The sequence below is a fragment of the Microbacterium sp. ABR10 genome (genome assembly GCF_057812175.1).
On sequence record NZ_CM173821.1, the window covers coordinates 1675427 to 1688277 of the forward strand.

The window sequence follows — 12851 nt, forward strand, 5'->3', positions numbered from 1 at the left end:
ATCCGGATACGGCGAAGGCCCGCCCCGTGAACGGAGCGGGCCTTCGCAGGGTCGCGTCAGCCGTGGCGGACGATGCCCAGCGGCGTGGACTCGTGTCCCTGACCGAGCGGATTGTCTTTCAGGATGGCGACGAGGCGCTTCTCTCCCGCTTTGTCCATCGTCGAACCGAGGATGTTGCCGCCCAGGTCGTTGATGTCGACGACCGCCACCTGCAGGTCGCCGCCGAGCAGCGACTTCAGGCGCGCAGCGACCTCGCGCGGGCGGTCGGGCCCCAGCACCACGGCCTGGTTGTACGGCGGGATCGTGCCCGAGGTGGGGCCGTCGATCGCGCGGGCCTTATCGCCGGCGATGCGGTAGAAGTCGCCCTTTCGCCCGAACGCCTTCGTTACGGCCGAGACGGCCGCAGCGAACAGGATGCGGGGCGTCCCGCATTCTCGCAACGCCATCTCCATCGTCTCGGGCATGCCGAGTCCGATGCCGTAGGGCGTGCGGGTGACGTACTTTGACAGGAACAGCGCGAGCTTTCTGGGCTGGATGCTGTCGAGCTTGTACGAGCGGCCCTGCGTGATCGCGACGATCTTCTCGGTGACGAACAGCAGGTCGCCCGGCTGCACGGCATCTTTCGCGTACTCGAGAATGAAGTCGTCGAGGTCGTCGCCCGGCATGACGACCCGGGTTCGGATCGGGATGCGGGCGTACGAGGTGCCCTCGACGGTGCGGGTGAGCGCCTTGCCGGCGTTGGCCTCGCCGCTCATTCGAGGTAGTCCCGGAGCGACTGCGAACGGCTGGGGTGACGCAACTTCGCCATGGTCTTCGACTCGATCTGGCGGATGCGCTCGCGCGTAACGCCGAACGTGTCGCCGATCTGGTCGAGGGTCTTGGGCTGACCGTCGCCGAGGCCGAAGCGCATGCGGATCACGCCCGCCTCACGCTCGCTGAGCGAATCGAGGAGCGACTCGAGCTGACGCTGCAACATCGTGAACCCCACCGCGTCGGCGGGGACGACGGCCTCGGTGTCCTCGATGAGGTCACCGAACTCGCTGTCGCCGTCTTCGCCGAGGGGCGTGTGCAACGAGATCGGCTCGCGGCCGTACTTCTGCACCTCGATGACCTTCTCAGGGGTCATGTCGAGTTCGCGGCTGAGCTCTTCGGGCGTGGGTTCGCGACCGAGGTCTTGCAGCATCTGACGCTGAACGCGCGCGAGCTTGTTGATGACTTCGACCATGTGCACCGGGATGCGGATGGTGCGGGCCTGGTCGGCCATCGCGCGCGTGATCGCCTGGCGGATCCACCAGGTGGCGTAGGTCGAGAACTTGAAGCCCTTGGTGTAGTCGAACTTCTCGACTGCACGGATCAGGCCCAGGTTGCCCTCCTGGATGAGGTCGAGGAACTGCATGCCGCGACCGGTGTAGCGCTTCGCGAGCGAAACGACCAGGCGAAGGTTGGCACCCAGCAGGTGGCTCTTGGCGCGCTGACCGTCACGAGCGACCCACTGAAGGTCGAGACCGAGCTGGTTCGTCTTCTCGGCCGCCGACATGTTCGACAGCTTCTCTTCGGCGAACAGGCCCGCCTCGATGCGCATCGCGAGTTCGACCTCTTCGGCCGCGTTCAGCAGCGGGACTTTACCGATCTGCTTCAGGTAGTCCTTGACCGGGTCGGCCGTCGCACCGGTGATCTGCGCCGAGTAGACGGGGACGTCGTCTTCATCGCTGGAGGAGATGACGATCGCGCCCTGGGGCAGAACCTCGGCGGGTTTGGCCGGGGCATCGTCGTCGTCTTCGTCGTCGGCCTTCTTCGCGTCGGTCTTGACGGCGTCGTCGGAGTCTTCCGAGTCATCACTGTCGTCGGCCTCGAGCGCGACCTCGGCCTCTTCGTCGACCTCTTCGTCTTCGTCGAGGTCGTCGTCCTTCTTCGCCTTGGTCTTCGCCTTGGCCGGCGCGGCCTTGGCCTTGGCGGGGGCCTTCTTGGCGGGAGCCTTCTTCGCGGTCGTCGTCGTCGACGCCGTCACGGTCTCCTCGGAGTTCTCGAGCTCGGCGTCCTTCGCACTCCGGGAGCGGGTCTTGGTTGTCGTGCCTGCCACGTTTCGCCTTTCACCGGGAACGTACGTTGCACGGCCGCCGGTCGTTCTCGGACACTAGTAAGACCCTTGTCAAGTCCCGATCCGAGGAGCGGGGGCTCCTGGACCGGTTGACAATGGGTCAGGTTCTTTATTGTCTCACATCCTCGGACCAGGACTTGACGTGGACCGGGGATCTATGCGTAGACAACGCGGACACGCCGACGAGCATTCCCGGATGCCAGGGACTCGGCGTTCTGAATAGGTTCGGCGTCGTCGACGGGGAGCCGCCGTCGTCGGGTCAGCCGAGTTTGCCGCGGCGATCGTCGTCGCCGGAACGCGTCGCGAGGAAGCGCTCCAGCTCGGCGGCCAGCTCGTCGGCGCTGGGCAGATCGCCCGTGTGGATGATCGGCGTCGCCTGTGTCGAGCCCGCCATGTAGGCGTCGTAACGCTCTTCGAGGTTCTCGAGCATGCGCGTGAGCTCGTCGCTGGCCTCGACCTGTTCGGTGACCTTCGTGAGGAATTCACGATTCTCTTCGCGCAGCACCTCGCCCGAGAACTCCAGACCCGTGGCGGCGGTGAGGCTGTCGAGGGCGGCCAGGGCGGCCGCCGGGTACTCGGTGTCGCCGAGGTAATGGGGAACGAGCAGGGCGAAGCCGACCACCTTGGCTCCGGCCTCGGCGAAGCGGAACTCCAGTAGGTGGCCTGCCGTCGACGGGACCTGCGTGTGGGGACGCCACACCGAGTGGGCTTCGGCGAGGTCGGGACGGGTTCCGCTGACCGTCGTGCCGATCGGGCGGGTGTGCGGCACGGGCATGGGGATCGCGTGCACCCACGTCACCGACGACACCTGGAGCCCGGCCGCCAACTCGAGCACGGACTCGGCGAAGGCCTCCCAGAGGAAGTCGGGCTCGTAGCCGGCGAGCAGAAGGAACGGCTGCCCCGTCGAGTCGTGCGCGAGCGACAGCTCGAGACGCGCGGGGCGGTAGTCGGTGAGGTGGTCCTCGACGAAAGTGATGATCGGCCGGCGAGCGCGGTAGTCGAGCAGCAGGTCGTTGTCGAAGACGACCACGGGGTTGGGCTCGAGGTCGTTGCGGAAGTACTCGACCAACCGCGTCACGGCGCCACCGGCGTCGGTGAACCCGGTGAGCGAGATCACCAGCGGCAAGCCCGACGGCACGGGCGGTGCCGCGGGAGCGCGGTCGTACAGCGGTGCGGATACGGGCATACGTCCACTTTACGAGCGCTCCCCCCGGACCGGCGGCGGTGCGTCCCGCTGCTAGCGAACACGCGCGAACCTAGGATGGACACCATGCCCTTCCCCTCTGTGGCGTACACCGACGCCCCCGTTCTCGAGTCCGACGCCGACGCGATCCTCCTGATCGTCCCGACTGTTTCGGAGGGGGCACCGGATCCCGACGGATGGGACGGCCTCGGCGGCGCACTGTCGGCCGTCGGTTTCACGGGCGCGACCGGCTCCTTCCAGCGCGTGCACGTGCCGGGCGTGAACACGCCGCTGGCGGTCGTGGGTGCGGGCACCGATCCGAGTGACTCGGCGCTGCGGGATGCCGCGGGTACGGGCGTTCGTCAGCTCACCGGGTTCTCGCACGTGGCGGTCCAGGCCCTCGTCGACGCCCCGTGGCGTCCGCTGGCCGAGGGCGCGGCCCTCGGCGGGTATCGCTTCGCCGACTACAAGAAGAAGTCCGCGAAGGTGCGCGCCGCGCGCGTCAGCGTCTTCGCGTCCGCGGCGCCGTCCGACGCCGACACCGTCGCCGTCGCCGCCGTCTCGGGCGCTGTGGCGCTGGTGAAAGATCTGGTGACGACCCCCGCCGAGTGGCTCGGACCCGCTGACTTCGCCGACGCCGCCGTCAAGGCCGTCGAGGGACTCCCCGTCGAGGTCGAGGTGCTCGACGAGGCGGCCCTCCGCGAGGGCGGGTATGGCGGCATCCTGGGTGTCGGGCAGGGGTCCGACCGTCCGCCCCGACTGGTGCGGTTGGACTACTCCCCCGCGGGTGCCGAGCGTCACGTCGCGCTGGTCGGCAAGGGCATCACGTTCGACACAGGCGGATTGTCGCTCAAGCCCGCGGCATCCATGGTCGGCATGAAGTACGACATGTGCGGCGCCGCCACCGTGCTCGCGGTGCTGAAAGCCGCAGCCGAGATGCGCCTGCCGGTCAGGGTCAGCGCGTGGCTGTGCATCGCCGACAACATGCCGTCCGGCCGGGCCATCCGTCCCGGAGACGTGCTGCGCACGCTCGACGGCACCACCGTGGAGGTCCTGAACACGGATGCGGAGGGGCGCCTCGTGCTGGCCGACGGTCTGGCCGCGGCCAGCCGTGAGAAGCCCGACCTCATCGTCGATGTGGCCACGCTGACCGGTGCCATCACGGTCGCCCTCGGAAATCGCCACGCCGGTGTCATGGGCGACGACGACGCCGTGGCGGAGTACCTCGCGGCGGCCGGCCGAGCCTCCGAGCCGGCGTGGCAGTTGCCGCTGCCCGACCACATGGTCGACGACCTCGACTCCCCCATCGCCGATCTGCAGAACGCCAAGATCGGCGACCCGGCGGGCGGCTCGCTTTTCGCCGGTCTCTTCCTGCGGCACTTCATCGGTCGGGTCTCCGAGGATGCGGACGCTGCCCGCATCCCCTGGGTGCATCTGGACATCGCCGGAGTCGGTATGAACAAGTCGGCGCCGTTCGGGTACACCGACAAGGGTGTGACCGGCGCGACGGTCCGTTCGCTCGTCGAGATGCTCTCCGCGGAGGCGGCACGATGACGGACCACACGGCAGACGTCGTCGTGCTGGGCGGCGGAAGTGGCGGATATGCTGCGGCGATCCGCCTCGCCGAGCTCGGAAAAGACGTCGTGCTCGTCGAGAAGGACAAACTCGGCGGCACGTGTCTGCACCGCGGGTGCATCCCGACCAAGGCTCTGCTGCACGCGGGCGAGGTGGCCGACGCCGCCCGGGGCGCCGCCGACATCGGCGTCGACGTCACCCTCGGCGGGATCGACCCCGTTCGCGTGCGTGCCTACCGCGAGGGCATCGTCGCCAAGAAGTTCAAGGGACTCGAGGGTCTCATCTCGGCGCGCGGCATCCGCGTCGTGTCCGGTGAGGGCACGCTCGAGACCGGCCCCGCCGTCCGCGTCGGCGACGACGTGTACCGGGGCACCGACGTCATCTTGGCGACCGGCTCGTACAGCCGGAGTCTGCCGGGCCTCGAGATCGGCGGCCGCGTCCTCACGAGCGAGCAGGCGCTGGACCTCGACGTCATCCCCGAGCGCGTCGTGGTGCTGGGCGGCGGGGTGATCGGCGTCGAGTTCGCCAGCGTGTGGCGCTCGTTCGGCGTCGAGGTCACGATCGTCGAGGCGCTGCCGCACCTGCTGCCCGCCGAGGACGTGTCGTCGAGCAAGGCGCTGGAGCGGGCGTTCCGCAAGCGCGGGATCTCGTTCCAGCTCGGTCGTCGCTTCGCCTCGCTCTCGCAGACCACGGATGCCGCGACCGTCACCCTCGACGACGGATCGGAGCTCGTGGCCGACTACGTCCTCGTCGCCGTCGGGCGTGGGCCCGTCACGGCGGGCCTCGGCTACGAGGAGGCGGGAGTCGTGCTCGACCGGGGCTTCGTGCAGACCGACGACCGTCTGCGCACGGCGTCCGCGCACGTGTGGGCCGTGGGCGACATCGTGCCCGGCCTGCAGCTCGCGCACCGCGGGTTCCAACAGGGCATCTTCGTCGCCGAGGAGATCGCAGGCTTGACGCCCGTGCTCGTGCCCGACGTGCACGTTCCCCGCGTCGCCTATTCGCACCCGGAAGTGGCCTCCGTCGGGCTCACCGAGGCTCAGGCCCAGGATCGTTATGGATCCGAGGCCGTGAAGGCGTACGAGTACAACCTCGCCGGCAACGGCCGCAGCGAGATCATCGGCACCTCGGGAATCGTCAAGATCGTCCGGCGGGTCGACGGGCCCGTCATCGGGGCGCATCTCGTGGGCGATCGGGTGGGCGAACTCATCTCCGAGGCGCAACTCGCAGTCGGGTGGGAAGCGCACCCGGAAGACATCGCACCGTTCGTCCACGCTCACCCCACCCAGAGCGAAGCGCTGGGCGAGGCCTTCCTGGCCCTCGCCGGCAAGCCCCTGCACGCACTCTGACCACAAACCGGTCACTAAGCTAGATACCGCATCCGGTACGAAGGAGAACTATTCATGAGCACTTCCGTCGTCCTCCCCGCTCTCGGCGAGAGCGTCACCGAGGGAACGGTCACCCGCTGGCTCAAGCAGGTCGGTGACACCGTCCAGGAGGACGAGGGTCTGCTGGAGATCTCGACCGACAAGGTCGACACCGAGATCCCCTCGCCCGTCGCGGGCGTGATCGAAGAGATCCTCGTCCAAGAAGACGAGACCGTCGAGGTCGGCGCCGTCCTCGCCAAGATCGGCGACGGCTCGGGCGCGACGTCGTCCGACGATGCCCCGCAGGCCGCTCCGGCCGAAGAGGAGTCGGCTCCCGCCGAGGAAGCCGCGCCCGCCGCGTCTGCGCCGGCCGAGCAGTCGGCCCCGGCGGAGCAGCCGGCTCCGGCGGCCGATGGCGACTCGACCGAGGTCAAGCTGCCCGAACTGGGCGAGAGCGTGACCGAGGGAACGGTGACCCGCTGGTTGAAGGCCGTCGGCGACGACGTCGCCGTCGATGAGCCGCTGCTCGAGATCTCGACCGACAAGGTCGACACCGAGATTCCCTCGCCCGTCGCGGGCACGCTGCAGGAGATCCTCGTGCAGGAAGACGAGACGGTCAATGTCGGTGCCGCCCTCGCCCGCATCGGCAGCGGTGCGGCTCCCGCGGCGCAGCCCGAGGCGCCCGCCGCTCCGGCCGCCGAAGAGAAGCCGGCCGAGCAGCCTGCCCCCGCCGCGGAGAAGCCCGCGCCCGCGGAAGAGAAGCCCGCCGCTCCGGCTGCGGAGGAGAAGCCTGCAGCTCCGGCCCCGGCCGCGTCGTCGAACGACGACATCACCTACGTCACGCCCCTCGTGCGCCGTCTGGCGCAGCAGCAGGGCGTCGACCTGGCCTCGGTCACGGGCAGCGGCGTGGGCGGTCGCATCCGTAAGGAAGACGTGCTGAAGGCCGCCGAGGCAGCCAAAGCCGCACCCGCCGCGTCGTCCGCTCCCGCGGCTGCCGCGACCGCCGCTGCTCCGGCGCCGGTGGAGGTCTCGCCGCTGCGCGGCACCACCCAGAAGATGTCGCGTCTGCGCAAGGTCATCGCCGAGCGCGCCGTGGCGTCGATGCAGGCGACGGCTCAGCTGACGACGGTCGTCGAGGTCGACGTGACGAAGGTCGCGGCCCTCCGCGACCGGATGAAGGGCGAGTTCCAGCAGAAGACGGGCGACAAGCTGTCGTTCCTGCCGTTCTTCGCGATCGCGGCCATCGAGGCGCTCAAGTCGTACCCGATCATCAACTCCACGGTCGAGGGCGACGAGATCGTCTACCCCGCCCAGGAGAACGTCGCGATCGCCGTCGACACCGAGCGTGGTCTGCTGACGCCGGTCATCAAGGAGGCGGGCGACAAGAACATCGCACAGCTCGCTCGCGAGATCGCCGATCTCGCCGCGCGCACGCGCGACAACAAGCTGAAGCCCGACGAGCTCGCCGGCGGCACGTTCACGCTGACCAACACCGGTTCGCGCGGCGCGCTGTTCGACACCCCGATCGTCTTCCTGCCGCAGTCGGCCATCCTCGGTCTCGGGGCCGTCGTGAAGAAGCCGGGTGTCGTGTCGGTCGACGGCAAGGACGCTATCTCTGTCCGCTCCTACGTGTACCTCGCACTGTCGTACGACCACCGCACGATCGACGGTGCGGACGCTGCCCGTTTCCTCGGCGCGGTCAAGGCACGCCTCGAAGCGGCGCAGTTCGAAGGCGACCTCGGCATCTGACGAAGCTGAACACCGGCTCATGATGGCTGGTCCGCGACCGTTCTGACGGCGCGGACCAGCCATCGGTCTTCCTGCCTGACGAGCGTCACATACTGCGTGTTGGAGTCGACGCTGAGCCGGACGACGACGACTCCGCCGAAGTCGTCGATGAGGTGGATGTCGGCGTCGTCCGCGCCGGCGATCAGCGGCTCACGCGGGAACCCCGAGTCCTCCTCATATGACGCCACGCACGCGGCATCACCGTCGCATCGATCGATCTCCGCGAACAGGTCGCGGGCGGTCCCGACGAACTCGCCGGGCGACGAAGGGCTTGCCTGTCGCTGCTGCTCGGGCTCGCTCACGGCCTCATCGGGCGGCAGTGACGGAGGTGTCACCGTCGGCGCGACGGGTGCCGGCTGCTCGTCGGTGGACGGCGCGAGCGCCGATGGTGCATTCGTCGACGGGGACCCGCCGGCGGCGCGTGCGACCGACGGCTCGGGAGCTGACGCCGCCGACCCGTCGTGGGTCGGCCACGCCAACAGAGCCGTCACCACGATGACCGCACCGGCGGTGCACAGCGCGCCGAAGCGGACGGCCGGCGAGCTGCGCCATCGCGCACGCATGTCGCGCAACACCTCGTGCACGGCGTCGGCGAGATCGGCGTCGACGAGCTCGAGCATGCGTGACGGCGCTCCCTTCGTCACCTGCCGGGCCGGCGCGGGCGGCGCCTCCGCCACCGGGGTCAGCGGGCCCAAGACGAGCGGAATCGGGAAGGCGTGCTGGAAGAGTCGGCGCTCGACGGCATCCCACTCGCGAGGCGGCAGAGTGAGCACGCTCTCCCGGGCGCGCGTCAACATGTCTCGGGTGGTGTCGTCGTCGGTGATCGTCGCGATCCGCTCCAGCGTCTCGGCCGTGGCCGCGATGGCATCCGGTCCCCCTTCCTCTTCTTCGGCGACGGGGCACCCATCGGCCCGCAGCCACCATCGTGTGCCGGCGAATCGTCCCGTCGCGCCGCGGCAGCCACGGAGCAGCGCGATCGCGGCCGTGACCGCCTCGCCCGCCGTGAACGCGACGGCGCTTCGGGCGCGACGCCGGAGGTAGGCGTCGAACGGTTCGACCAGGAGGGAGGTCGCGGGGCTGCTCATCCCCCGATGGTGGCGAAGGGTGGCACCGCCCGCGGCGTGGCGACGTCGGAACGGGGACGGATGACGCGTTCACGGCTCTGGGGAGGAGGGGGCGGTGTCGAAGATAGAATCGTTCTCATGGCCGCTCGTACTTCCACGCCCGAGAAGCGTCCGGGCTTCTTCTCGCAGCTCAAGACCCTCTACACCTTCACCCAGAAGGAGTACCGGTGGCTGCCGTTCCTGCTGGCCGGCATCGTGCTCGTGGGCATCGCCCTCGGCGTGGTCGTCGGCTTCCTGATTCCGCCGCTGGCGGTCTGGAGCATCATCCTGTGGGCTGTGACGGGCCTGCTGGCCGGCATCCTGGCCGCCATGATCACGATGACCCGCCTGTCGACCACGGCGATGTACAAGAAGATCGACGGCATGCCGGGTGCCACCGGCCACGTGCTGTCATCGTCGCTCGGCCGCAACTGGCAGGCCTCCGAGGCCCCGGTGGGCGTCAACCCGCGCACGCAGGAGGCTCTGTATCGCGCGATCGGACGCGGGGGTGTCGTCCTCATCGGAGAGGGCAACCGCAGCCGCCTCACTCGCCTCGTGGGCGAGGAACGCGGTCGCGTCCAGCGCATCGCCTCGGGCGTTCCCGTGACGGTGCTCTACGTCGGACACGGCGACGACGAGGTGCCGATCGCGAAGCTCGCCTCCACCATCAAAGGCCTGCCGAAGAAGGTCGACCGTGCGACGATGGCGGCCGTCATCAAGCGCGTGTCCTCGGTCTCGCAGGGGCTGTCGTCACTGCCGATCCCCAAGGGCGTCGATCCCACCAAGATGCGGTCGCCGCGCCCGCGTTGATCCCGAGATGAAGAAGGCCCCCGCCGTCGCGGGGGCCTTCTCCGTTCGTGCCTCCATCACGTTCGGACGAGGACAGTGCCGACGATCTTGTCGTGTAGACCGCGCTGATCGGCGTCCCAGACCACAGCGGGGATGATCAGGGCCAGAAGCACGGTTCGCACGATCGGGCGCCACAGCCCCACCCATCCCCCGGATGCCAGCTCGAGACGCATCCCCATGAGGCGGTGTCCGGGGCTTCCCCCGATCAGCGGGATGAAGAGGATCTGCACGGCGAAGAAAATGACGTTGGCCGCGATCGGGTTCGCGAACGGGACGCCGGTCACCGGATCGGGTGTCGAGAAGAAGGCGAAGCCGACCAGGCCGGCGCTGACGACGTCGATCAGGAGCGCGGCGATCCTGCGGCCCGGACGGGCGATGGAGCCGCGCCCCTCGCGGGGAAGACCCAGTCGCTGGCCCGGATAGTCGTGCTCGGAGGGTGCGCTCACGGCATCCAGAGTAATCGGGCCCGCGTAACACGCCCGAAACATGCGAGATATCGCCGAGACACCGGTTCTGTATAGGGTCGAGGAGGCTGGGCGAGGCCCGCCGATCCCGAATGTTCTACCTCTGGAGTCTTCATGTTCAAAGATTCGTCCGAGGTGCTCAAGTTCATCCAGGACGAGGACGTCAAGTTCCTCGACATCCGTTTCACGGATCTTCCTGGTGTGCAGCAGCACTTCAACATCCCCGCCTCGACCGTCGACGAGGAGTTCTTCACCGTCGGGCAGCTGTTCGATGGCTCGTCGATCCGCGGGTTCGCGAACATCCACGAGTCGGACATGCAGCTGATCCCCGACGTGACCACGGCGTACGTCGACCAGTTCCGCGAGGCCAAGACCCTCGTGATGATCTTCGACATCTACAACCCGCGCAACGGTGAGATCTACTCGAAGGACCCGCGTCAGGTCGCCAAGAAGGCCGAGAAGTACCTCGCCTCCACCGGCATCGCCGACACGGCGTTCTTCGCCCCCGAGGCCGAGTTCTACATCTTCGACGACGTGCGCTACGAGGTGAAGCAGAACTCGAGCTTCTTCTCGGTCGACTCCGAGGAAGGCGCGTGGAACACCGGCCGTCAGGAAGAAGGCGGAAACCTCGCCAACAAGACCCCCTACAAGGGCGGGTACTTCCCGGTCTCGCCGGTCGACAAGACGGCCGACCTGCGCGACGACATCACCCTCAAGCTGATCGAGGCGGGCTTCGCGCTCGAGCGCTCGCACCACGAGGTCGGCACCGGTGGTCAGCAGGAGATCAACTACCGCTTCGACACGATGCTGCACGCGGCCGACGACATCTTGAAGTTCAAGTACATCGTCAAGAACACCGCCGAGCTGTGGGGCAAGGTCGCGACCTTCATGCCCAAGCCGCTCTTCGGTGACAACGGCTCGGGAATGCACACCCACCAGTCGCTGTGGAACGACGGCAAGCCGCTGTTCTACGACGAGACCGGCTACGGCGGACTGTCCGACGTCGCCCGCTGGTACATCGGTGGTCTGCTCGCGCACGCTCCCGCGGTGCTGGCCTTCACCAACCCGACCCTCAACAGCTACCACCGTCTGGTGAAGGGCTTCGAGGCGCCGGTCAACCTGGTCTACTCGGCCGGTAACCGCTCCGCGGCCATCCGCATCCCGATCACGGGCACGAACCCCAAGGCCAAGCGCATCGAGTTCCGCGCCCCCGACGCCTCGGGCAACCCGTACCTCGCGTTCGCCGCGCAGCTCATGGCCGGCATCGATGGCATCAAGAACCGCATCGAGCCCCACGAGCCCGTCGACAAGGACCTCTACGAGCTCCCCGCCGAAGAGGCCGCGAACATCCCGCAGGTTCCGAACTCGCTGCTCGACTCGCTCGAGGCCCTGCGCGCCGACCACGAGTTCCTGCTCGCCGGTGGCGTCTTCACGCAGGAGCTTATCGACACCTGGATCGAGTACAAGATCGAGAACGAGATCCAGCCGATGGCCCAGCGTCCGCACCCCTTCGAGTACGAGCTGTATTTTGGTGTCTAACACGTAGCAACGCGTACCAGTGGGTGCCCTATGCGCAGCAATGGCGACAGGGTTCCGCACGCCGACGTGACTCTCAGACCCCCGGTTACTACTGGAACCCCCGTGAAAGCGGCCAGTTAGTCACCGGGGTTCTGTGGTTTCTGGGGCAGGCTCCCGATCCCCCGTGCAGGTACGCGTTGATACCGGATAGCTAGCCAAGATCAGCCCTGGGTCTTCCCAAACTCGACGGGCTTGGCCTGAAGTCGAACTCTGACTTGACTGGCGGCGCAGAACTCAAATCCCGATCACGACGCTGTCCCCTACCGCCCCCTCACGTTGCGTCGCTGATGACCTCAGACGGCGTCGGAAGCGGCTCGCGCACGACCGAGCTGCGCCGCGTACAAGATCACTATGAGCATCAACAACGCCGATCTAGACCCCTCGACAAGCACTGCGCCCGGACCGCAGAGCGCCGCGCATAGGCGGGTCATGACCACGAACCGAGTGACACTCCCCGTGCTGCTAACCCCTGCGGAGGTGGCGGATTACCTCAGCATTCCGCTGCGGACTATCGAGGGCTGGCGGACGGCGAAGAAGGGGCCGCCCTTCAACCGATTCGGCAAGCACGTGAGGTACCCCGCTGACAAGCTCGAGGTGTGGCTGAGTCAGCGAGAGTCTGCTTAGACCTCTCGACTCTCTGGAAGATGTAGTTCACGCGACAGCTCGCTTGCCCGGCGTCCAGCGTCTTGTCCACGCGTCTGTTTCGGCGCGGGATGCATAGAGTCACTGAGTTTGACCTCACCTGATTCGGCTGAGAGGGAAGCAGCGGTGATTCTCGCGACCAGCAATCGATATGGCGATTCCGACGCTTGCGAGGCGCTGGGGAAAGCTTGTTCGAGCGGTTTA

At 67.9% G+C, this 12851-nt stretch carries 11 protein-coding genes; 6 read left to right on the forward strand and 5 right to left on the reverse strand.

The window, feature by feature from the left end; translation table 11 throughout:
• Positions 1–56: 56 nt before the first annotated feature.
• The 3 genes from ACXKZF_RS07690 to ACXKZF_RS07700 form a co-directional block, all read right to left on the reverse strand.
• Positions 57–755, reverse strand: coding sequence for a coenzyme F420-0:L-glutamate ligase (locus ACXKZF_RS07690; protein ID WP_488985889.1), 699 nt, complete (start codon positions 753–755; stop codon positions 57–59).
• Complete coding sequence (locus ACXKZF_RS07695) at positions 752–2080, reverse strand: RNA polymerase sigma factor (protein WP_055954628.1); 1329 nt, start codon at positions 2078–2080, stop codon at positions 752–754. The genes ACXKZF_RS07690 and ACXKZF_RS07695 overlap by 4 nt, the downstream gene beginning before the upstream one ends.
• A 277-nt stretch (positions 2081–2357) precedes the next feature.
• Complete coding sequence (locus ACXKZF_RS07700) at positions 2358–3284, reverse strand: proteasome assembly chaperone family protein (RefSeq protein WP_488985890.1); 927 nt, start codon at positions 3282–3284, stop codon at positions 2358–2360.
• A gap of 84 nt (positions 3285–3368) precedes the next feature.
• Between ACXKZF_RS07700 and ACXKZF_RS07705 the strand changes: the two genes are divergently transcribed.
• The 3 genes from ACXKZF_RS07705 to sucB are packed head-to-tail and all read left to right on the forward strand — an operon-like array spanning position 3369 to position 7972.
• Entirely contained in the window at positions 3369–4835 is a 1467-nt protein-coding gene (locus ACXKZF_RS07705; RefSeq protein ID WP_488985891.1) for a leucyl aminopeptidase, read from the forward strand.
• On the forward strand, positions 4832–6205 hold the full coding sequence (gene lpdA / locus ACXKZF_RS07710) for a dihydrolipoyl dehydrogenase (RefSeq protein WP_055954618.1): 1374 nt from the start codon (positions 4832–4834) through the stop codon (positions 6203–6205). The genes ACXKZF_RS07705 and lpdA overlap by 4 nt, the downstream gene beginning before the upstream one ends.
• A gap of 54 nt (positions 6206–6259) precedes the next feature.
• Complete coding sequence (gene sucB, locus ACXKZF_RS07715) at positions 6260–7972, forward strand: 2-oxoglutarate dehydrogenase, E2 component, dihydrolipoamide succinyltransferase (protein WP_488985892.1); 1713 nt, start codon at positions 6260–6262, stop codon at positions 7970–7972.
• A 17-nt stretch (positions 7973–7989) separates the two neighbouring features.
• Here sucB and ACXKZF_RS07720 read toward each other — a convergent pair whose 3' ends face one another.
• Positions 7990–9096, reverse strand: a complete 1107-nt coding sequence (locus ACXKZF_RS07720; protein WP_488985893.1) for a hypothetical protein — start codon at positions 9094–9096, stop codon at positions 7990–7992.
• 117 nt (positions 9097–9213) lie between these two features.
• Here ACXKZF_RS07720 and ACXKZF_RS07725 point away from each other — a divergent pair, with 117 nt between their 5' ends.
• Entirely contained in the window at positions 9214–9924 is a 711-nt protein-coding gene (locus ACXKZF_RS07725) for a DUF4191 domain-containing protein (protein WP_488985894.1), read from the forward strand.
• Positions 9925–9980: 56 nt separating this feature from the next.
• Here the strand turns inward: ACXKZF_RS07725 and ACXKZF_RS07730 are convergent, their stop codons facing one another.
• Positions 9981–10409 carry an RDD family protein gene (locus ACXKZF_RS07730; RefSeq protein ID WP_055954606.1) on the reverse strand — a complete coding sequence of 143 codons (429 nt, stop codon included), beginning with the start codon at positions 10407–10409 and terminating at the stop codon, positions 9981–9983.
• 132 nt (positions 10410–10541) lie between these two features.
• Between ACXKZF_RS07730 and glnA the strand changes: the two genes are divergently transcribed.
• On the forward strand, positions 10542–11966 hold the full coding sequence (gene glnA, locus ACXKZF_RS07735) for a type I glutamate--ammonia ligase (protein ID WP_055954603.1): 1425 nt from the start codon (positions 10542–10544) through the stop codon (positions 11964–11966).
• 468 nt (positions 11967–12434) lie between these two features.
• The gene (locus ACXKZF_RS07740; protein WP_488985895.1) at positions 12435–12629 is read left to right on the forward strand and encodes a helix-turn-helix domain-containing protein; all 195 of its coding nucleotides are present in this window, start codon (positions 12435–12437) and stop codon (positions 12627–12629) included.
• Positions 12630–12851: the final 222 nt, after the last annotated feature.